16 protein-coding genes are annotated in these 21,786 nt (G+C 63.4%); 7 read left to right on the forward strand and 9 right to left on the reverse strand.

Features of this window, described 5'->3' with window-relative positions; all coding sequences use genetic code 11:
* Positions 1 to 356 precede the first annotated feature (356 nt).
* Positions 357 to 1,145, forward strand: coding sequence for a TSUP family transporter (locus tag NKH36_RS02035; protein ID WP_352958440.1), 789 nt, complete (start codon positions 357 to 359; stop codon positions 1,143 to 1,145).
* Positions 1,146 to 1,293: 148 nt separating this feature from the next.
* Here NKH36_RS02035 and cueR read toward each other — a convergent pair whose 3' ends face one another.
* Entirely contained in the window at positions 1,294 to 1,716 is a 423-nt protein-coding gene (cueR, locus tag NKH36_RS02040) for a Cu(I)-responsive transcriptional regulator (RefSeq protein WP_352958442.1), read from the reverse strand.
* A gap of 224 nt (positions 1,717 to 1,940) precedes the next feature.
* On the opposite strand from cueR, the gene NKH36_RS02045 reads away from it, so the two are divergent.
* Positions 1,941 to 2,558: a L,D-transpeptidase gene (locus NKH36_RS02045; protein WP_352958443.1), complete on the forward strand. Its 618-nt coding sequence runs from the start codon at positions 1,941 to 1,943 to the stop codon at positions 2,556 to 2,558.
* 113 nt (positions 2,559 to 2,671) lie between these two features.
* Here the strand turns inward: NKH36_RS02045 and NKH36_RS02050 are convergent, their stop codons facing one another.
* The 6 genes from NKH36_RS02050 to NKH36_RS02075 all read right to left on the reverse strand — a co-directional run bounded on the left by NKH36_RS02050 (position 2,672) and on the right by NKH36_RS02075 (position 10,392).
* Positions 2,672 to 3,241, reverse strand: a complete 570-nt coding sequence (locus NKH36_RS02050) for a NifU family protein (RefSeq protein WP_352958444.1) — start codon at positions 3,239 to 3,241, stop codon at positions 2,672 to 2,674.
* Between the two features lie 140 nt (positions 3,242 to 3,381).
* Positions 3,382 to 3,732 (reverse strand): DUF5071 domain-containing protein, encoded by a 351-nt coding sequence (locus NKH36_RS02055; RefSeq protein ID WP_352958445.1) that lies wholly within the window; start codon positions 3,730 to 3,732, stop codon positions 3,382 to 3,384.
* A 41-nt stretch (positions 3,733 to 3,773) separates the two neighbouring features.
* Positions 3,774 to 4,265: a universal stress protein gene (locus tag NKH36_RS02060; protein ID WP_023796709.1), complete on the reverse strand. Its 492-nt coding sequence runs from the start codon at positions 4,263 to 4,265 to the stop codon at positions 3,774 to 3,776.
* Between the two features lie 123 nt (positions 4,266 to 4,388).
* On the reverse strand, positions 4,389 to 5,486 hold the full coding sequence (gene trpS, locus NKH36_RS02065) for a tryptophan--tRNA ligase (RefSeq protein WP_352958446.1): 1,098 nt from the start codon (positions 5,484 to 5,486) through the stop codon (positions 4,389 to 4,391).
* A gap of 474 nt (positions 5,487 to 5,960) precedes the next feature.
* The gene (murJ, locus tag NKH36_RS02070; RefSeq protein WP_352958447.1) at positions 5,961 to 7,544 is read right to left on the reverse strand and encodes a murein biosynthesis integral membrane protein MurJ; all 1,584 of its coding nucleotides are present in this window, start codon (positions 7,542 to 7,544) and stop codon (positions 5,961 to 5,963) included.
* A gap of 46 nt (positions 7,545 to 7,590) precedes the next feature.
* A complete protein-coding gene (locus NKH36_RS02075) occupies positions 7,591 to 10,392 on the reverse strand; it encodes a [protein-PII] uridylyltransferase (protein WP_352958448.1) in 2,802 nt (933 codons plus the stop codon).
* Between the two features lie 244 nt (positions 10,393 to 10,636).
* Between NKH36_RS02075 and NKH36_RS02080 the strand changes: the two genes are divergently transcribed.
* From NKH36_RS02080 to NKH36_RS02090, 3 genes are all read left to right on the forward strand, one after another.
* Entirely contained in the window at positions 10,637 to 13,141 is a 2,505-nt protein-coding gene (locus NKH36_RS02080) for a heavy metal translocating P-type ATPase (protein WP_352958449.1), read from the forward strand.
* A 43-nt stretch (positions 13,142 to 13,184) separates the two neighbouring features.
* Positions 13,185 to 13,586, forward strand: a complete 402-nt coding sequence (gene copM / locus NKH36_RS02085; RefSeq protein WP_352958450.1) for a CopM family metallochaperone — start codon at positions 13,185 to 13,187, stop codon at positions 13,584 to 13,586.
* An 89-nt stretch (positions 13,587 to 13,675) separates the two neighbouring features.
* Positions 13,676 to 14,521: an aldo/keto reductase gene (locus tag NKH36_RS02090; protein WP_352958452.1), complete on the forward strand. Its 846-nt coding sequence runs from the start codon at positions 13,676 to 13,678 to the stop codon at positions 14,519 to 14,521.
* Positions 14,522 to 14,615: 94 nt separating this feature from the next.
* Here the strand turns inward: NKH36_RS02090 and mutS are convergent, their stop codons facing one another.
* Complete coding sequence (gene mutS, locus NKH36_RS02095) at positions 14,616 to 17,303, reverse strand: DNA mismatch repair protein MutS (RefSeq protein ID WP_352958473.1); 2,688 nt, start codon at positions 17,301 to 17,303, stop codon at positions 14,616 to 14,618.
* 202 nt (positions 17,304 to 17,505) lie between these two features.
* Here mutS and NKH36_RS02100 point away from each other — a divergent pair, with 202 nt between their 5' ends.
* Positions 17,506 to 19,785, forward strand: coding sequence for an NADP-dependent malic enzyme (locus NKH36_RS02100; RefSeq protein WP_352958474.1), 2,280 nt, complete (start codon positions 17,506 to 17,508; stop codon positions 19,783 to 19,785).
* Between the two features lie 68 nt (positions 19,786 to 19,853).
* Here NKH36_RS02100 and NKH36_RS02105 read toward each other — a convergent pair whose 3' ends face one another.
* Positions 19,854 to 20,846: an adenosine kinase gene (locus tag NKH36_RS02105; protein WP_352958454.1), complete on the reverse strand. Its 993-nt coding sequence runs from the start codon at positions 20,844 to 20,846 to the stop codon at positions 19,854 to 19,856.
* A 195-nt stretch (positions 20,847 to 21,041) separates the two neighbouring features.
* On the opposite strand from NKH36_RS02105, the gene NKH36_RS02110 reads away from it, so the two are divergent.
* Positions 21,042 to 21,737 (forward strand): sulfate transporter family protein, encoded by a 696-nt coding sequence (locus NKH36_RS02110; RefSeq protein WP_352958455.1) that lies wholly within the window; start codon positions 21,042 to 21,044, stop codon positions 21,735 to 21,737.
* Positions 21,738 to 21,786: the final 49 nt, after the last annotated feature.

Consider the following 21,786-nt stretch of genomic DNA (forward strand, 5'->3'; position numbering starts at 1 on the left):
GGAGTTTGGATGACGAACGCGGACGAGATGCAGGCGATAGCCGACACCCAATGCGGGTCGTGACGCCTGACCGGCACCCAAGCAACTGATCAAAGCGGCCAGGAAGGAACACCCGAACGCGTCAAAGAAGGACATCGCCCGTGCGGCGTTCTTCTCGATTATCGCCAACGCCGAACAAGACCACGGCAAGGCAAGGAACCTACAGGCATTCGCAATAGCCGAGCGTGTCGACGGCACCTCTTGATCGGCACTGTAGCTTCATCAACCATTGACCCTGCCGCCAATAGCGATTTGCATAGACGAACCAACCTGGAAAACGGCTGGCATTCCCAGTCTCGCCACGGCATATCGGTCCCATGATTGAGCGTCGTGGCCTTGGTGCATTTGCAGTTGGAACTGGAGTTGGCTCGCTTGGCGGCTTGATCGGCCTTGGCGGTGCAGAGTTTCGTCTGCCGTTCCTGATCGGTCTGTTTCGATTTGCCGCCCTTGAAGCCGTGATCTTGAACAAAGCCGCCAGCTTGGTCGTCGTCGCTACGGCGCTGCCATTCCGGGCCAGCACGGTGCCGCTGGCGTCGGTAGCCGCACACTGGCCGATCATACTCAATCTCTTAGCGGGTAGCCTTCTAGGCGCTTGGTTTGGGGCAGGATGGGCAACGCGCCTTGAGTCCGCAACGCTTTACAAGGTGATAGCCGCGCTGCTGATCCTTATCGCGATTGTCCTGGTTTTCGGCCATGAGCCTGATGCTGCAGGATCGCAATTGGTTACCGGAGCCGCATTGATCGTTGCCGGGATCATTGCAGGGTTTGCCATCGGCGTCGTGGCATCCCTGCTGGGCGTGGCAGGCGGTGAACTGCTCATCCCGACACTTGTCCTTCTGTTCGGTGTCGACATCAAGCTGGCGGGCTCTCTGTCGCTGGCGGTAAGCCTGCCGACGATGCTGGTCGGCTTCACGCGCTACAGCCGCGACCAAAGCTTTTCGGTCATCGGCAGGAACAAGGCGTTCTTGCTGGCCATGGCTGCCGGTTCGATTGTCGGGACATTTATCGGTGGGCAGTTGCTTGGAGTGGTCGCCGAGCAAATCTTGCTCCCGCTGCTGGCGGCAATTCTGGTGATCTCAGCCTACAAGGTCTGGCGGCACAAATAGCACCACCGGAGCTAGCGCGGTCTCTTCGCGCTGACGGCGCACCGGCTCATTTATCTGCGGCGATCGTCCCTTTGAAGGGTCAGGCCCTTCGTCCGCATCCGCCATCGCGATCGCAACCGGCACGCCTTGGCGCAGCGACGCGCAACCTTCACGTCTGTGCCGAAACGACTTTATCACCTGGCAGCGCCGCCCCCGCAATATCCTCCAGGATCGGGCAGTCCGGCCTGTCGTCGCCGTGGCAGGCATGGATCAGCTTCTGCAAGGTCGAGCGCATCGACTGCAGTTCGCGCACCTTCTCCTCGATTGCCGTCACATGCGCGGCGGCGATCTCGCGCACGTCATGGCTGGTGCGGCTGCGGTCGTGGTAGAGCGCCATCAGCTGGCGGCAGTCGTCGATCGAAAAGCCGAGATTGCGCGCGCGGCGCAGGAAAGTCAGCCGGTGGATGTCGTCGCCCGAATAGTCGCGGTAGCCGTTGCCGGCGCGCGCCGGACGGATCAGGCCGATCTCCTCATAGTAGCGAATGGTCTTGGCCGGCAGGCCGGAACGCTGGGCGGCATCTCCGACATTCATGACAGTTCTCGACTTCCGGCGGCTTGGCGGGCGGCCCCATTGAATTTATTACATAATCTTATGGTAGCCGTTGCCGAAAAGCCACAGTTGCGGACTTACCGGCATGTAAGCCCCTGCATATAGGCATCGCCCGCTTGGCAAGCAAAGCAAATGCCAGCATGAATGATGGTGACAAAGCGGCCGTAACGAGCCGCTCTATTTCGGGCGGGGCATCGGACCTTTTCATGCGCATGAAGTCATTCGCAATCGTCGCGGCACTTGCGCTGTCGACGGCTATTGCTGGTTGCAGCACCATCGGCTCGCAGATCTTCACCAACAACTATGGCCCGATGACCGATGCGGGCTATCAACTGCCGCGCATTCCGATCGAAAAGGTGCCGTTCAAGTACCGCCGGCAGGTGGTTAGCTACGACACCGATGAAAGGCCGGGCACCATCGTCGTCGATACGCAGAACAAGTTTCTCTATTACGTCATGGGCGGCGGCGATGCGATGCGTTACGGCATCGGCGTCGGCCGCGAGGGTTTTGAATGGCGCGGCACCGCCCGTATCGCGGTCAAGCGCGAATGGCCGACCTGGACGCCGCCTTCGGCGATGATCAAGCGTCAGCCGGAGCTCGCCAAATTTGCCGGCGGCATGGAGCCGGGATTGACCAACCCACTCGGCGCGCGCGCCCTGTATCTGTTCAACAAGGGCGGCGATTCGGGTTACCGGCTGCATGGCAGCCCGGAGTGGAACTCGATCGGCAAGGCGATGTCGTCGGGCTGCATCCGGCTGATGAATCAAGACATTATCGACCTTTACGACCGCACCTCGGTCGGTGCCAAGGTTATCGTTCTCTAGAGCTCATACGCGGACCGTCTAGGCAACAACTGACGTCCCAAAACAGAAAACCGGGCACTTTGGCCCGGTTTTTTGTTGTCGCGCGACAGGCGAATTGACGTTTTTTTGAGTCGTTAAGAGACCTGTTCGACCTGCTGCACTTCGGGCACAAAATGCCGGAGCAGGTTCTGGATGCCGTGCTTCAGCGTCGCCGTCGACGACGGGCAGCCGGCGCAGGCGCCCTTCATGTGCAGGAACACGGTGCCGTTCTCGAAGCCGCGGAAGGTGATGTCGCCACCGTCCTGGGCGACAGCCGGGCGCACCCGCGTGTCGAGCAGCTCCTTGATGGTGATGACCAGTTCCTCGTCGGCCTTGTCGTAGAATTCGCCGGTCTGGCTGGTCTCGGCGGCGGGGCCGGCCTTGGCCATGACAGGCGCGCCGGACATGAAGTGTTCCATGATGGCGCCGAGGATCGCCGGCTTCAGATGCTGCCAGTCGGGGCCGTCCTTGGTCACGGTGACGAAATCATAGCCGAAGAAGACGCCGGTGATGCCCGGGATCTCGAACAGCCGGCCGGCCAGCGGCGAAGCCGTAGCGGCGCTTTCGGCATCGCGGAAATCGGCGGTGCCTTCGACAAGCACTTCCTTGCCGGGCAGGAACTTCAATGTCGCCGGATTTGGCGTCGATTCGGTCTGGATGAACATGGATATCTCCGTGCCCATTCGGGCAGATAGTTTGGAATAATTCTAAATAGGCCTTATCGGCAGGACATTCAAGCGAAAGCCATCGCCGGAACGGCAACCACACTTTTCGAAGAAATTCGAAGCGTCTGATCGGCGAATTCCTAGTCCAGGTCGCGTAGTATCTCTAGAGCCAAATCGGCAAATCGGGCTCGGAGGAGATGCCAGATGACAGGCGCTCCAGTTCCGGCTTCAGGACTCCAATAGTTCAGAGGATTGGCGGATCGTCTGGAGGGAGTGGTACTTCCAGATATCGTCGCCGGTCTCAGAATTGTGCGAATGTGCGGCGCAAGCGGCACGAGCGGTGCCAAAACCCGGGCTACCGGCCAATTCATGTCTTGAAGCCATTCCATAATTTGCGGTTCGACTTGAGGAAAGCCAAGGGCCACGAGCGCAGCCGCCTTCGCCGTGTCGTGCTTATTTTCCGGCAGCAGCTTTAGCAGATCGTTTTTCAACTCGGATATTTCCAGCTGCCTGGCACAATCCCCTTGGGATATCAGGCCAGGCTGTCGATTTCTTCGTCGGACAGGTTCTGCGGCACCACCGTCACCGGGATCGGGAAAGCGGCGCCCTTGCCGGCGACCGCGCCGACCAGCGGACCCGGCCCCTCCTTGCCGGCTCCGGCCGCCAGCACGAGGATGGCGATATCCTGGTCTTCCTCGATCAATTTGTGGATCTCTTCGGTCGGCTTGCCTTCGCGCACCACGAGTTCCGGCTCGATGCCGAGTTTCTGGCGCACCTTGTTGGCATAGCTGTCCAGTGCGGCGCGCGCGGTGGCGGTGGCCTCCTCGCGCATGATCTTCTCGACGCCCAGCCAATGCTGGAAATCGTCCGGCTCGATCACATAGAGCAGCACCAGCACGCCGCTGGTGCTCTGCGCGCGCTTCGAGGCATAGACGACGGCCCGTTCGCATTCGGGCGTGTCGTCAATGATCGCCAGGAACTTGCGGCGATGGCCGGCTTCGCGGCTGAGGCGTTTGGAGACCATTTTCTACCTTCGATGGTTTCGGTCGCAATCTGCCACCGCCACAGCCCGGCCGCAAGCGACCGGCGGATGTAGCGATGTTGGGCGTGTTAAGCGCGTCCAAGAGGACGCGCGGCGCTCCAAGGTTCAGCTTTGCAGCAGGCCGATGATGTCGCGCACGGTCTTCATCGTCGCCTCGGCCAAGGCGCCGGCCCGCTCGCCGCCATCCCTGAGCACCGCGTCGACAAAGGCGCGGTCATCGGAAATGCGGCGCATTTCCCCGGCGACCGGCGCCAGCTTTTCCACGGCAAGGTCGGCCAGCGCCGGCTTGAACACCGAAAACTGTTGGCCGCCGAACTCCTTCAGCACCGCCTCCTTCGATATCTCGGCGAGACCCGCATAGATGCCGACGAGGTTTTCGGCTTCCGGCCGGCCGGCCAGGCCGTCCAATTCCCCGGGCAGCGCCTCGGGGTCGGTCTTGGCCTTGCGGATCTTCTTCGAGATGCTGTCGGCATCGTCGGTCAGGTTGATGCGCGACAGGTCCGACGGGTCCGACTTCGACATCTTCTTCGAGCCGTCGCGCAGCGACATGATCCGCGCCGCCGGTCCGCCGATGATCGGTTCGGTCAGCGGGAAATAGCCGTTCACCGTCTCCTCGCCGATCTTCATCTCGACGCCGACGCCAAGGCCGGCGATACGGTCCGAAAAGTCGTTGTTGAACTTCTGCGCGATGTCGCGGGTCAGCTCCAGATGCTGCTTCTGGTCATCGCCGACCGGCACATGGGTGGCGCGGTAGACGAGGATGTCGGCCGCCATCAGGCTCGGATAGGCAAGCAGCCCAAGCGAGGCGTTCTCGCGATCCTTGCCGGCCTTGTCCTTGAACTGCGTCATCCGGTTCATCCAGCCGATGCGGGCCACGCAGTTGAAAATCCAGGCGAGCTCGGCGTGCTGCATGACCCGCGACTGGTTGAAGACGATGTGCTTCTTCGGGTCGATGCCGGAGGCGAGAAACGCAGCGGTGATCGAACGCGTTTGATCCTTGAGATCGTCATGGACAAGCTGCGCGGTCAGCGAATGCAGGTCGACGACGCAATAGATGCAATCGGAGGTGTCCTGCAGGGCGACGAATTTCTTGATGGCGCCGAGATAGTTGCCGAGATGCAGATTGCCGGTCGGCTGGACGCCGGAAAAGACGAGTGGCTTGAAGGCGGGCTGATTGAAGGCAGGCTGATTGGCATCAGTCATGGTGTTTCCCTGGCTTGTGGAGGGCCGTTTCGCGCGCGGCGAAAGTCTTTCGACGGCGCGCTTATGGACGAGAGCGGGGAGCGGATCAAGAGGCTGTTGGCTGGGCGGCGCAGGGGCTTTGGCCTCAGCCGCGTAAGACGCCGCAAGAGGCGTTTTTTGTAGCTTCAAGCTGGAGGACGTGAAATATAAAACCCGCGTCAACGGCAGGTCGCTGGCGCGACTCAGCACTATGAATAAATTCCTAGCATAGCTGCCGTCATCTGTCAAGTTGAACCTACACACAGTTCACGGCAATCGCTTCAGGTTTGCGCTACCCCTCACCCTTACCCTCTCCCCCTGAAAAAACGGGGAGAGGGGGGTCGCCAGCGTTGCAGCCAGCCCCTTCTCCCCGTTCTTGACGGGGAGAAGGTCCCGGCAGGGGGTTGAGGGGCGGCGCCGAAATCGACAATCGGCTTCGACTTACGGATCTGGAGACTATTCCCTAGTCGAAGGGGAGCCCTTCCGCCTGATATTGCGCCGGATCATGCCGAAATCGGCGCCGCCGGTGGCGAAGGAGGTGACGAAATAAAGCAACGCCCCGCCGGCTACCAGCGCAAGAAGCGTCGTAGCCTTGATTGCCAGCGGTGAGCCCGAGGCCAGTTGGGCGGCAAACCAGTGCTCGGCAAAATAGAGCGCCGCGCCCATCACCGCCGCCGACAGCACCAGCCGTGGGATGCGCCTCATGAGCGGTACGTCGCGGCCCCAGTGGCCGCGCCGGATCAGCACGCCGAGCAGCATCAGCGCATTGACCCAGCCGGCGACGGCCGAGGCAACGGCGATGCCCGGCGCGCCCATCGACGGAAACAGCGTCAGCGCGGTGGTGACGTTCACTGCCACCGAGATGGCGGCGAAGATCATCGGTGTGCGCGTGTCCTCGCGGGCAAAATAGCCGGGCGTGAATGCCTTGATCAGCACAAAGGCCGGCAAACCCAAGCCGAAGATCGCCAGGATCGCCGCCACGATCGGCGTCGAGTTGTTGGTGGCAAATGCCCCGCGTTCGTAGACCAGCCCCACGATCGGCTCCGACATGACCAGCAGTGCCGCCGCCGCCGGCAAGGTAAGGAACAGCGTGAACTCCACCGACCGGTTCTGCAGATTGGCCGCCTCGATCAGATTGCCTGACTTCAGCGCCCGCGACAGTTCGGGCAGGAGCACGATGGCGACGGCGACGCCGATGACGCCGAGCGGCAGCTGGTAGATGCGATCGGCATAGGCCAGCGACGACACCGCACTGTCCTGCGCCGAGGCGATCGCGGTGCCGATCAGCTGGTTGATCTGGGTGATGCCGCCGGTGATCGCCGCCGGCAGCGCCAGGATCAGCAGCCGCTTGACATTGGGCGTCATCTTTGGCCGGCGGAAACCGATCGAGATGCCGGCATGGCGCACCGCCACCCAGACGATCGCCAGTTGCACCAGCCCCGCCGCCAGCACGCCCCAGGCCAGCGCGAAGCCGACGGTGCGCGCGTCCGATCCCTTGTGCCAGGCATAGGCGAGCACGCCGATCAGGATGATGTTGAGGAACACCGGCGCCACCGCGGCGGCGAAATAGCGGCGCAGCGAATTCAGCATGCCGGCCATCATGGCGCCGAGCGACATGCAGATCAGGTAGGGAAACATGATGGTCGCAAGCCGGACCGTCATGTCGAACTTTCCCGGCGTGTCGGCAAAGCCCGGGGCCACCAGGTAGCGCACGATCAGCGGCATCGCCAATTCCATGGCGATGGTCAGCGCCAGCAACGCCGTGAACAGGACGCCGAACACCTCTTCCGAAAAGCGCTTGGCGCCGTCGGTGCCGTGCGTCTCGATCTCCTTGGCGAAGAGCGGCACGAAGGCGGCGTTGAAGGCGCCTTCGGCAAACAGCCGGCGAAAGGTGTTGGGAAACTGGAACGCCGCGTTGAAGGCGTCGGCGATCGGCCCGGTGCCGAGTGCCGCCGCCATCAGCATCTCACGGACGAAACCAAGGGCGCGGCTCATCAGCGTGCCGGAAGCGACCGTCGCGAACTTTTTGACAAGGCTCATGCGTCTGGAGACTGCCTGCAGGATTGGGACAAATAAATGGTGGTTGTCACTCGGCCGCGGCCTTGGCCTTGCCGCCACGCTCGGGCGCGGTGCCTTCGAGGGCCGCGATCAGCCTGTTGTGGATGGCGCTCATGCGCGTCGGGCTGTCGATCTTCTGCCCGGTCAAGTCGGTGACATAGAAGGTATCGATGACCTTTTCGCCGAAGGTGGTGATGTGTGCAGAGGCGATGTCGAGCGACAGGTCCGACAGCGCCCCGGTGATCTCGGACAGCAGGCCCGGCCGATCCAGCCCCTCGACCTCGATCACCGAGAACCGGTTCGACAGCGTATTGCGGATTTCGGCGCGCGGCGGGATGCGGAAGACCTTGGCGCCGCGCCGCGGCTTGGTGCGCTTCTCGATCATCTCAGGCAACCAGCTCTTGCCCGACAGCACATCCTCAATCAGGCGGCCGACGCGCTCGGCGCGCCGACGCTCGTCCTCGTCGCGGTCGAACTCCCTCGAGATCAGGATAGTATCCAGCGCGCGGCCATCGGCGGTGGTGAAGATCTGCGCATCGACGATGTTGCCGCCGGCCGCCACGCAAGCGCCGGCAATGACCGACAGCAGGCGCGGATGGTCCTGCGCCAGCACGGTGATTTCGGTCACCGCCTCGAACTGGTGGGTTTTGACGATGGTGGCGAGCTTCTTGCCCGCCGCGTCCACCTCGCGGATGAATTCGGCGTGGCGGAGCTGGTCGGCGAGATCGACCGTCAGCAGATAGTTCTCGTAATGCAGGCCGACATAGCGCTTGCGGGCTTTTTCGGGCCAATCGGCAAGCGCTTCGGCCAGCCGCTCGCGTGCCGCAGCCGTTCGCTTGGCGCGCGATACTTCCGAAAATCCGCCGGTCAACAAAAGCTCGGTCTCGTAGTAGAGCGTGCGCAGCAATTGGCCTTTCCAGCCGTTCCAGACGCCCGGCCCGACGCCTCTGATATCGCAGACGGTGAGGATGAGCAGCAGCTTCAGCCGTTCGACCGACTGCACGATCGCGGCGAAATCCTCGATCGTCTTGCGGTCGTTGAGATCGCGGGTCTGTGCGGTCATCGACATGACGAGATGGTTCTCGACCAGCCAGGCGACCGTTTCGGTGTCGGCCGCCGACAGCCCCATATGCGGGCAGATGCGCCGCGCGATCCGGGCACCCACTTCGGAATGGTCCTCGGGCCGTCCCTTGGCGATGTCGTGCAAAAGCACCGCGACGTAGAGCGCCTCGCGGCTTTTCTTCAGCCCCGGCATCAGCGTGTGGGCAAGCGGGTGGATCTTTTCACCGTCGCCACGCTCGATCTCGGCCAGCACGCCGATACAGCGGATCAGGTGCTCGTCCACCGTATAGTGGTGGTACATCGAGAACTGCATCATGGCGACGATCTTGCCGAAATCCGGGATCAGCTTTGCCAGCAGTCCCGCCTCGTTCATGCGCCTGAGATTGAGTTCGGCATTGCGGTCCGACGTCAATATGTCGAGGAACAGCCGGTTAGCTTCCTCGTCGCGCCTGAGCGCCTTGCCGATGAGGCCGAGCGAACGGGTCAGCAGCTTCAGTGCATCGGGGTGGAATTCCAGCCCGTGCTTGTCGGCGAACCAGAACAGCCTCAAGAGGTTGACCGGATCGCGCTCGAACACCAGGTCGTCGGCGACGTTGATGCGATGGTTGTCGATAATGAAATCGGACGTGCCGGCAAGCTTTCGCTTGCGGCGTGAGAAGGTGAGGAAGATGCGATTGAAGCCCGGCACATGCTTGGCCTGCTCTTCCTCGAGTGCCGCGCAGAAGATGCGGGTGAGATCCCCGACATCCTTGGCGACGAGGAAGTAGTGCTTCATGAAGCGCTCGACCGCTGACAGGCCCGGATGTGTGGTGTAGCCCAGCCGCTCGGCGATCTCGCGCTGGATGTCGAAATGCAGCCGTTCCTCGGCCTTGCCGGTGAGGAAATGCATGTGACAGCGCACCGCCCACAGGAAGTCCTCGGCCTTCTGGAACTCCCGGTATTCGGTGCCGGTGAAGACGCCCTTGTCGACCAGTTCCTCGCCGGTGCGCACCCGGTAAAAATACTTGCCGATCCAGAACAGCGTCTGCAGGTCGCGCAGGCCGCCCTTGCCGTCCTTGACGTTGGGTTCGACCAGATAGCGGCTTTCGCCGGCCTTGGCATGGCGCTCGTCGCGTTCGGCAAGCTTGGCCTGCACATATTCGGGCCCGGTCGTGCGCACCACCTCGCGGTCGAAACGCTGCAAGAGCTCGTCATAGAGCTTCTGCTCGCCCCACAGGAAACGCGCTTCCAGGATCGAGGTGCGGATGGTGATGTCGGTGCGCGACAGCCTCAGGCATTCGTCGATGTTGCGGGTGGCGTGGCCGACCTTCAGCCCCAGATCCCACAGGATGTAGAGCATGTATTCGACAATCTGCTCGCCCCATGGCGTCTGCTTGTAGGGCAGCAGGAAGAGGAGATCGATATCGGAACCCGGCGCCAGCGTGCCGCGGCCATAGCCGCCGACCGCGACGACGGCCATGCGTTCGGCCGATGACGGGTTTTTGACGCGATAGACATGGGTGGCGGCGAAATCGTAGAGCGCTCGGATGATCTCGTCCATGAGATGCGACAGCCGGGCGGCGCAGGCGGTGCCGCTGCCATCGTCCATCAGCATGCGTTCGGCGATGCTGCGGCCGGCGGCCAGCCTGCCCTTGAGAAGCTGGAGAACACCGGCGCGCGCAGCCTTGCCGGAGCCGTCGCCTGCCGTGGCCGCGGTCAGCGCCGTCATCTCGCAGCGCAAGGCTTCGCCGTCGATCAGTTCATCGAGCTTTAGAGAGATTCTTGCCATAAGTGCCGTTCGGCCTCGCCGTTTTGGCGGCGTCTATAGCGCGTTTTCGCGGCGCTGGGTATGGGGCGGGCGGACACGCTCTCCACGGGAGTCGTCAATGGCATGCGGCGGCGGCTGGATGCGGGATTGTCCGCCGGCGGTTTGGCGCGCGCCTCGGCAAGAAAAACAGAGATTGGCCCTTGACCTTCCAGTCACTGGAAGCACTACTTCCGCTTCAGAACCGAGACACAGGGGCATTATCCGCATGACGCATTCCGACCATAACCATCACGCCCATAGCGGCTGCTGCGCGGCAAAAGCTGCTCCGTCCGTCGCCGAAGCCGTCATTCGCGACCCGGTCTGCGGCATGACCGTCGATCCGGCCGCCGGCAAACCGACAGCCGAGCATGGCGGCCATCGCTATCATTTCTGCAGCGATCGCTGCCGTTCAAAATTCACGGCCGAGCCGGAAAAGTACCTTACCGCCACCGATCCGGTCTGCGGCATGCGTGTCGAGCGTGCCACCGCGAAGCACTTTTCCCGGCATGAAGGCCAAGGCTTCTATTTCTGCTCGGCCGGCTGTAAGGTGAAATTCGAGGCGGAGCCGGCAAAGTATCTTGGCGACAGGCCAGAGCCGCAGGCGATGCCGAAAGGCACGCAATACACCTGCCCGATGCATCCCGAAATCGTCCGCGACAAGCCAGGGGCCTGCCCGATCTGCGGCATGGCGCTAGAACCGATGGGCGTACCATCAGGCGACGAGGGGCCGAACCCGGAACTGGTCGATTTCACTAGGCGGTTCTGGGTGAGTGCCGTGTTGTCGGTGCCATTGCTGATATTCGCCATGGCGCCGATGCTCGGCGTGACGTTTAGCGCCTTCATCGAGGATTCGGCGAAGATCTGGGTGGAATTGGCGCTGGCCAGCCCAGTTGTATTGTGGGCGGCATTCCCCTTCTTCCATCGTGGCTGGGATTCGGTTCTCAACCGCAGTCCCAACATGTGGACGCTGATTTCGCTCGGCGTTGGTGCGGCCTACCTCTACAGCGTCGTCGCCGCGCTGTTCCCGGATATATTTCCGCACCAGTTCCGCGGTCATGAGGGCACGGTGCCGGTCTATTTCGAGGCGGCCGCCGTCATCGTGGCACTGGTTTTCCTCGGCCAGGTGCTGGAATTGCGCGCTCGTGAAAAAACTGGCTCGGCAATCCGCGCGCTGCTCGATCTCGCGCCGAAGACGGCGCGACTGATCGTCGAGGACGGTTCCGAAAACGACGTGCCGCTCGACACGGTCAAGGCCGGCGATCGCCTGCGCATCCGTCCCGGCGATGCCGTGCCGGTCGATGGCATCGTGCTGGAAGGCCGCTCTTCCATCGACGAATCGATGCTATCAGGCGAGCCGCTGCCGGTCGAAAAGACTGAAGGCAACCCCCTCACCGGCGGCACGCTCAACAAGAACGGTTCGCTGATCATGCGCGCCGAGAGGATCGGCGCCGAAACCACGCTGGCGCGGATCGTCGAGCTCGTCGCCAAGGCGCAGCGTTCGCGCGCGCCGATCCAGGGTCTGGCCGACCGCGTCTCGTTCTATTTCGTCCCGGCCGTTGTGGTGGTTGCGATCGTTGCGTTCATCGCCTGGGCGATCTTCGGGCCGCAACCCAGCCTTATCTTTGCAATCGTTTCGGCGGTCTCGGTGCTGATCATCGCCTGTCCTTGCGCGCTGGGGCTTGCCACGCCGATGTCGATCATGACCGCCACGGGGCGGGGCGCGCATGCCGGCGTGCTGATTAAGGACGCCGAGGCGCTCGAACGCTTTGCCTCGGTCGACACGCTGATCGTCGACAAGACCGGCACATTGACCGAAGGCCGGCCGAGATTGACCGACGTCGTCGCTACCGAAGGCGTGACGGAAGATGATCTGCTCGCACTTGCCGCCGGCCTGGAGAAAGGCTCGGAGCATCCGCTGGCCGAGGCTATCGTCGAAGGTGCCCGTGAACGCGGGGTAAGGATCCCCGACGCCGGCGGTTTCGAGGCGGTCACCGGCAAGGGCGTTTCCGGCACGGTGTCGGGAAAGAAGGTAGCGCTCGGTAACGCCGCGATGATGGCCGATCTCGGCATCGATATCGCATCCATTTCGGCCAGCGCCGAGGCGCTGCAGGCCGAGGGCAAGACCGCGATGTTCGTCGCGGTTGGCGACAAACTGGCCGGCATTGTCGCCGTCGCCGACCCGATCAAGGCGACGACATCAGAGGCGATCAAGGCGCTGCACGACCGCGGCCTCAAGATCATCATGGCGACTGGCGATAACGAACGCACGGCGAAAGCCATCGCAAGCAAACTCGGCATCGATGAGGTGCGTGCCGGCCTGCTGCCGGAACAGAAGAGCGCACTGGTCGATGAGTTGCGCGCCAGGGGCGCCGGCGTCGCCATGGCCGGCGACGGCGTCAACGACGCCCCGGCGCTGGCTGCCGCCGATGTCGGCATCGCCATGGGAACCGGCGCCGATGTCGCGGTCGAAAGCGCCGGGATCACGCTGGTGAAGGGCGATCTCAACGGCATCGTCCGGGCCCGCACGCTCGCCCAGGCGACGATCCGCAACATCCGCCAGAACCTGTTCTTTGCCTTCCTCTACAACGTGCTTGGCGTGCCGGTCGCCGCCGGCGTGCTCTATCCGCTCACCGGCACGCTGTTGTCGCCGATGCTGGCGGCGGCGGCCATGAGCCTGTCCTCGGTTTCGGTCATCACCAACGCGTTGCGGCTCAGGACGTTGAAACTCTGAACGGAGTCCCCAGATAGGAATTCGTTCAAAAAGGAGATCATGAATGACCTTGGCCAAGAAGATCGTGCTGCTGCTGATGGCGGCGGGAATGCTGCTTGCCGTTTTCCTCGAAAGCATTCCGTCGCAAGCCCAGGAGATGAAACACGACATGGGGGCGCACGACATGGAGACCATGAGCGCGCAAAGCCCCTCGACCGACGGCTACAAGGCGGCGATGGACAAGATGCACACCGCCATGATGGCGATCGAACCTTCCGGCAATGCCGATGTCGAATTCGCCCGCGGCATGATCCCACATCATCAGGCCGCAATCGACATGGCCAAGATCGAGCTTGCCAATGGCAAGGATCCGGAAATGCGCAAAATGGCCGAAGCGGTGATCGCGGCGCAGGAAGCCGAGATCAAGCAGATGCAGGATTGGCTGGCCGCCCACCCGGTGAAGTAGATATCGGGCAGCTCGTGGAAAATCCTGGACTTTCATCTGGATTTCTCGCGAAGGGTGTGGTGCCATCCGGTCTCGACTGGAGCGCGCCCATGCCGTCAACGATAAGAACCACCATATTGCCGTCGGGCGAAGCTGTTCCCGTGCTGGGTCAAGGCACGTGGAAAATGGGCGAGGATTTCAGCCGCCATGCCGACGAGGTCAACGCGCTGAAGCTTGGACTCGATCTCGGCATGGTGCTGATCGATACCGCCGAAATGTATGCCAACGGCGGGGCCGAGGAGGTGGTGGCGGATGCCATTGTCGGACGCCGCGACGAGGTGTTCCTGGTCTCCAAGGTGCTGCCGTCCAACGCCTCGCGCACCGGCGTGCCGGCGGCCTGCGACAGAAGCCCCAGGCATCTGCGCACCGACCGCATCGATCTCTATCTGCTGCACTGGCCCGGCAGCGTGCCTCTGGCGGAAACGGTCGAGGCCTTCGAAGCGTTGAAAAAGGCCGGCAAGGTCCGCCACTGGGGCGTCAGCAATTTCGACACCCATGAGATGGAGGAACTGGTCAGCCTGCCGGCCGGCGACAGCGTCCAGACCAACCAGATCCTCTACAATCTGTCCCAGCGCGGCCCCGAATTCGACCTTGCGCCCTGGAGCCGGCAACGCGGCATTCCACTGATGGCCTATTCGCCGGTCGATCAGGGCGTATTGGCGCGCAATACCAGGCTCGAAGCCATCGCCGCCCGCCACAATGCCACGGCGGCTCAGCTGGCGCTGGCCTGGGTGATGGCACAGGAGGGCGTCATCGCCATTCCAAAGGCCGGCAAACAAGAGCATGTCCGCCAGAATGTCGCTGCGCTCGACATCGAGCTCACCCCGGATGATTTCGCCGACATCGACCGTGCCTTCCCGCCGCCGACCCGCAAGCGTGGCCTGCAGATGATTTGAGGCTCAGGGCCAAGGTCACACTCCGTCACGCCCCTCTCTGTCCGGCAGGACAGAGGGGGGCGCCGTAGAGCGCTATCGGACGAGGCCCAGCTACTTACTTCCCCGCCATCGCCTTCAGCCGATACAGCGCCTCCAGCGCCTCCCTCGGCGTCATCTCGTCGGGATTGATCTCCCCTAGCGCCGCGCTCAGCCCATCGCTCTTTGCCGGCTTTTGCGCTTCCTGTTTCAGCGCCACCGAAAACAAAGGCAGATCGTCGACCAGCCGGTTGGCCTTGCCCGAAACCTCGCCCGCTTCCAGCTGGTGCAGCACTTCCCTGGCCCGCCCGACCACCGCTTCCGGCAGGCCGGCCAGACGCGCAACCTGCACGCCATAGGAGCGGTCGGCGGCACCCTTGCCGACCTCGTGCAGGAAGACCACGTCGCCCTCCCATTCCTTGACCCGCATAGTGAAATTGTGCAGTCGAGCCAGTTTGCTGGCCAGCGCCGTCATCTCGTGGAAGTGGGTGGCGAAGATCGCCCGGCAGCGGTTCTTCTCATGCAGATATTCGACCGCCGCCCAGGCGATCGACAGGCCGTCGAAGGTAGCGGTGCCGCGGCCGATCTCGTCGAGGATCACCAGTGCGCGTTCGCCGGCCTGGTTGAGGATCGCCGCCGTTTCGACCATCTCGACCATGAAAGTCGAGCGGCCGCGCGCCAGATCGTCCGAGGCACCGACACGTGAAAACAGCCGGTCGACGACGCCGATATGGGCAGATGTCGCCGGCACGAAGGAGCCGGTCTGGGCGAGGATGGCGATCAGCGCGTTCTGCCTGAGGAAGGTCGATTTGCCGCCCATATTGGGGCCGGTCAGCAGCCAGATCGCGCCGTTTTTGGCATCGCCTTCCGGCGACAAATCGCAATCATTGGCGACGAACGGTCCTTCGCCCGAACGCCGCAGCGACTGTTCCACCACCGGATGCCGCCCGCCCGAAATTGCGAAGGCGAGGCTTGCGTCCACGATGGGCCGGCACCAGGCCTCGCTTTCGGAAAGCAGCGCAAGTGCCGACGACACGTCGAGCACGGCAAGCGCATCGGCTCCAGCGCGGATCTTGTCCGCCTGGCCGACCGCCTCCGCCGTCAGCCTGTCGAAGGCGACAAGCTCGATCGCCAGCGCCCGGTCGGCGGCGTTGGCGATCTTCGATTCCAGCTCGGCCAGTTCCGTCGTGGTGAAGCGCATGGCATTGGCCATGGTCTGGCGGTGGATGAAGCGCGCCTTCGCGCCGTCGCTGCTCGTCATGATCGCATGGTGGTTGGCGGTGACTTCGATGTAATAGCCAAGCACATTGTTGTGCCGGATTTTCAACGAGCGGATGCCGGTTTCGTCGATCAGCGAGCGCTCCAGCCCGGCGATCACCTTGCGCGATTCGTCGCGCAGTGCCCGCATCTCGTCGAGTTCAACATTGTAGCTGGAACGGACAAAGCCGCCGTCGCGCTTGAGCAGCGGCAGCTCGTCACTGAGCGCCTGCGTCAGATGCTCGGCCAGCGGGCGTGGCAGCGCCTCGATCGCCGCCAGCGCCGCCGCCAGTTCCTGCGGCAGGGCGGTCGTCCCAAACAGTTCGGCAATAGTGCCGGCCGCCTCGAACCCGGCACGCAGCGCGCCGAGATCGCGCGGGCCGCCGCGGTTGAGCGCCAGCCGCGACAGGGCGCGGGGCATGTCGGCGACGCTCTTCAGGCTCGCCCGCACCGCTTGACACAGCCGTGTCTCGGACCGGAAGAACGACACCGAATCCAGCCTTGCGCCAATTGCTGCCGGGTCGGTCAGCGGCGCCATCAGCCGGTCGGCGAGCAGTCGCGCCCCAGCGCCGGTCACCGTGCGGTCGATCGCCTTGAACAGCGAGCCCTCGCGGCTGCCAGAAAGGGTGCGCAGCAGTTCCAGATTCGCGCGTGTCGCCGGATCGATGAACAGCGTCGAACCCTGCTCCTCGCGCTCGGGCCGCGACAGCGGCGGCCGTTCGGCCTTCTGCGTTTTTTCGACATAGGCGATGGCGCCTGAGATCGCCGACAGCTCGGCGCGGGAAAACGTGCCGAAACTGTCCGGCGTCGCCACCTCGAAGAAACGGGCGATGCGCCCGGCTGCCGACGCCGAGTCGAACAGGCTCGGCGGCTGCGGATTGGCGACGCGGCCGAGCACATCGAACACCGGTTTCAGTTCGGGATCGTAAAACACCGGTTCGGCGACGATCAGCTCGCGTGGGTCGACGCGAAAGACATCGGCGAGCAGCCGGTCGGCGGTGGTCTCGGCAACGCGGAAGGCGCCGGTCGAGATCTCGATCCAGGCCAATGCAAAACTTCCTTGGTTCCCTGTCGCGCTGCCGCGCTCCCCGCCTTTTGGTTCCGCCCCGCCCTTGACCCGGCCAAGCGCCATTAAAAAACTCGATTCCGACGGCGCCAGCAATTTGTCGTCGGTGATGGTGCCGGGCGTCACCAGTCGCACCACGTCGCGGCGCACCACCGATTTGCCGCCGCGCTTCTTCGCCTCGGCCGGATCCTCGATCTGCTCGCAGACGGCGACGCGAAACCCTTGGCCGATCAGCTTCTGCAGGTAGTCGTCGGCGGCATGCACCGGCACGCCGCACATCGGGATGTCGAGGCCCTGGTGCTTGCCGCGCTTGGTCAGGACGATGCCGAGCGCCCGGCTCGCCTTCTCGGCGTCGTCGAAGAACAGCTCGTAAAAATCGCCCATGCGGTAGAACAGCAGCGAATCCGGGTTCGCCGCCTTGATCTCGATATACTGCTCCATCATCGGCGTCGCCGGCGCAAAGGCCGGCGTGGCGCTGTCGCTGCGAATGGGCGTTTCGTCGTTCAAGAAGCTGCTTCCAAATTCCCCAAGCCATGCTTGGCGGTTTACAGCAGCGAAGTGTAGCCTTAATCCCGAACGTTCCACAAAAGAAAGCATTGCACCCGTCTCAACGAGGTGCTGCATGGGCGAGGAAATCGAAAGCATCATGGCCAGGAAAACCGAAAACCCCGGACCCTCCGTCAGTGCGCAGGAGGCGCTGGAATTCCACGCCATGGGCCGGCCCGGCAAGCTGGAGATCGTCGCCACCAAGCCGATGGCCACCCAGCGCGACCTCAGCCTCGCCTATTCGCCCGGCGTTGCGGTTCCCGTCCTTGCCATTGCCGAGGATCCTAGCCGCGCCTTCGACTACACGACGCGCGGCAACATGGTCGCCGTCATTTCCAACGGCACCGCTATCCTCGGCCTCGGCAATCTCGGCGCGCTGGCCGCCAAGCCGGTGATGGAAGGCAAGGCGGTGCTGTTCAAGCGCTTCGCCGATGTCGATTCCATCGATCTCGAGGTCGACACCGAGGATGCCGAAGAGTTCATCAATTGCGTGCGCTTCCTCGGCCCTTCCTTCGGGGGCATCAACCTTGAAGACATCAAGGCGCCGGAATGCTTCATCATCGAGCAGCGGCTGCGCGAACTGATGGACATACCGGTCTTCCATGACGACCAGCACGGCACCGCCATCATCTCGGCCGCCGGCCTGATCAATGCGCTGGAAATCACCGGCCGCGACATGAAGACCACGAAAATGGTCTGCAATGGCGCCGGTGCTGCCGGCATCGCCTGCATCGAGCTGATGAAGGCGATGGGCTTTGCGCCTGAGAACATCATCCTGTGCGACACCAAAGGCGTCGTCTTCCAGGGCCGCACCGAAGGCATGAACCAGTGGAAGTCGGCGCATGCCGTCAAGACCGACGCGCGCTCGCTGGCCGAGGCGCTGGACGGCGCCGACGTGTTCCTCGGCCTCTCGGCCAAGGGCGCGCTGACCACCAAGATGGTGCAGTCGATGGCCGAGAAGCCGATCATCTTCGCCATGGCCAATCCCGATCCCGAGATCACGCCGGAGGAAGTCGCCGAAATCCGCATCGATGCCATCATGGCCACCGGGCGTTCGGACTATCCGAACCAGGTCAACAACGTGCTTGGCTTCCCCTATATCTTCCGCGGCGCGCTGGATGTGCGGGCCACCACCATCAACGACGACATGAAGATCGCCGCGGCGCGGGCGCTGGCCGAACTGGCGCGCCAGGACGTGCCCGACGACGTCGCCGCCGCCTATCAGGGCATGCGGCCGAAATTCGGCCCCAACTACATCATCCCGGTGCCGTTCGATCCGCGCCTGATCTCTGCCATTCCGATCGCGGTTGCCAAGGCAGCGATGGAGTCCGGCGTTGCGCGCAAGCCGATCCTCGACCTCGACCGCTACGCGCAGGAGCTTTCCGCCCGCCGCGACCCGATCGCCTCGACGCTGCAGCGCATCTACGACCGCGTGCGCCGCCAGCCCAAGCGCATCGTTTTCGCCGAGGGCGAGGAGGAGCAGGTGATGCGCGCCGCCGTCTCCTATGTGAACCAGCGGCTCGGCACCGCAATCCTGCTCGGTCGTGACGACATCATCAAGGAGAACGCCAGGAACGCCGGCATCGAGCTGAACAAGCAAGGCATCGAGATCATCAATGCGCGGCTGTCGCGCCGCAACGGCGTCTACACCGACTATCTCTACGAGCGCATGCAGCGCAAGGGCTTCCTGTTCCGCGACTGCCAGCGCCTGATCAACAACGATCGCAACCATTTCGCCGCCTGCATGGTGGCGCTGGGCGACGCCGACGGCATCGTCACCGGCGTGACCCGCAACTATTCCACGGCGCTCGACGACATCCGCCGCGTCATCGACGCCAAGCCCGGCCACCGCGTCATCGGCGCCTCGATCGTGCTGGCGCGGGGCCGAACCGTCATCGTCGCCGACACTGCCGTGCACGATATGCCGAATGCCGAACAGATCGCCGACATCGCCGAGGAAGCCGCCGGCTTTGCCCGCCGCATGGGTTATGAGCCAAGGCTTGCTATGCTTGCCTATTCCACCTTCGGCCACCCGCAGGGCGAGCGCTCCGAACGCGTCCAGGAAGCGGTGCGCATCCTCGACAAGCGGCGCGTCGATTTCGAGTATGACGGCGAGATGGCCGCCGACGTGGCGCTCAACGCGCGCGCCATGGCGCAATATCCGTTCATCCGGCTGACCAGCCCGGCCAATGTGCTGATCATGCCGGCCTTCCACTCGGCCTCGATCTCGACCAAGATGCTGCAGGAACTCGGCGGCTCGACCGTCATCGGCCCGCTGCTGGTCGGTTTGGACAAGCCGGTTCAGATCGTCTCGCTCAACGCCAAGGACAGCGACATCGTCAACATGGCGGCGATCGCGGCGTATACGGCGGGGGCTTGAGGAACGGTTCGGCAGCGAGCGCCTCTTCCTTCTTCCACGATAATGGGGAAGGAAGAGACGTCGCCGCCCTAAATCAGCCCCGCCTGCTCGGCCTCGTGGCGCAAATTCTGCCTCGGCCTTGGCCCGATCTGCTGGATGACCAGCCCGGCCGCCAGAGAGCCGAGATCGCCGCAGTCCTTCAGGCTGCGCCCTTGCGTGTAGCCGTAGAGGAAGCCGGCGGCATAGAGGTCGCCGGCGCCGGTGGTATCGACCAGTTCCCGGATTTTGGTCGCCTCGACGGTGACGGTCTCGCCGCCGCGCACGATGATCGAGCCCTTTTCCGAACGGGTGACGGCGGCGATCTTGCAGTCCTTGCGGATCTGCGCCAGCGCCTCGTCAAAGGAGGCAGTCTGGTAGAGCGACTTGATCTCGTGGCTGTTGGCAAAGACGATGTCGACGATCCCCGAGCGCATCAGCTCCAGAAACTCGTCGCGGTAGCGGTCGACGCAGAACGAATCCGACAGCGTCATCGAAACTTCGCGGCCGGCGGCATGCGCTAGCTTCGCCGTCTGCCGGATCGCTTCCTTGGCGCGCGGCGGGTCCCACAGATAGCCCTCGAAATAGGTGACCGCCGCCCCCGAAGCCTTGTCTGCCTCGACATCCTCCGGTCCGAGCTCGACGCAGGCGCCGAGATAGGTGTTCATCGAGCGCTCGCCGTCCGGCGTGACGAAGATCATCGAGCGCGCCGTCGGCGGTTCGCCGTTGAGCGGCTTGGTGTCGAAGGCGACGCCCTGCGCGTGGATATCATGAGCGTAGATTTCGCCGAGCGCATCGTTCGAGACTTTGCCGAAGAAGGCGGCGCGTCCGCCGAAACTGGCGACACCTGCCGCCGTGTTGCCGGCGCTGCCGCCGGAGGCTTCGATGGCCGGGCCCATGCGGCTGTAGAGCAGCTCGGCGCGCCTCGTGTCGATCAGGTTCATCGCGCCCTTGATGATGCCGTTCGTCTCCAGAAATGCCTCGTCGCACTGGGCGATGATGTCGACGATGGCATTACCGATACAAAGCACGTCATAGTTCGGCATCAATGATGTCTCCGCGAAAACCACCGGCTTTCTGGCACGCCGGCCGCGGGCGGGTCTAGCGATTTGATGCGGCTTTGCCTAGGGTCGGGATCTATTGATCTGGTCGAAGAACGGCAGATGCACTGCATCACGCTGTGCGTGCCTTGTTCTCTCTCCGCCTGCCTCGGAGATACCAGCCATGGAATTGGAAACGCTGTGATCCTCGACGCCGCCCGCGCCGCCGCCAGCCGGCTGTTCTCACCCGAATTCCGCTCGGTGTTCGTGAAAACGCTGGGCCTGACCTTGCTGGCGCTCGCCGCGCTGTGGTTCGCCATCGAGGGCCTGTTCGAATGGCTGGCCTGGCCATGGATCGACGCATGGCTGCCTAGCCTGCCGTCCTGGGCCGGATGGCTGGGCGTCATCGTCGCCGAGATCGGTCTCGCGCTGGGTATGGCGTTGCTGATCGCGCCGGTGACGGCGATCATCGCCGGCCTGTTTCTCGACGACGTCGCTGAAGTGGTCGAGCGCACCGACTATCCCAATGACCCGCCCGGCCGCGCCATGCCGGCACTGCGTTCGATGGTGCTGGCGATAAGATTCTTCGGCGTCGTCATCGTCGGCAACATCGTGGCTTTGCTGCTTCTGCTGGTGCCGGGCATCAACATCGCTGCCTTCTTCATCGTCAACGGCTATCTGCTCGGGCGTGAGTTCTTCGAGTTCGCCGTCATGCGCTTTCGCCCGGAGGCCGAGGCACGGGCGTTGCGCAAAAAACATGCCGTCACGGTGTTCCTCGCCGGGCTGGTTGTCGCTGCCTTCCTCACCGTGCCGCTGCTCAACCTTCTGACGCCGCTGTTCGCCGCCGCCATGATGGTGCATTTGCACAAGGCGATCTCGGCGCGGGAAGCGGCTTAGGGCGTGCTGATATTCAGGTGAATGCCGGCTTACGAATGCGGTTTCCTGT

The sequence above is a fragment of the Mesorhizobium sp. M1312 genome, assembly GCF_040318115.1.
Lineage (GTDB): Bacteria > Pseudomonadota > Alphaproteobacteria > Rhizobiales > Rhizobiaceae > Mesorhizobium.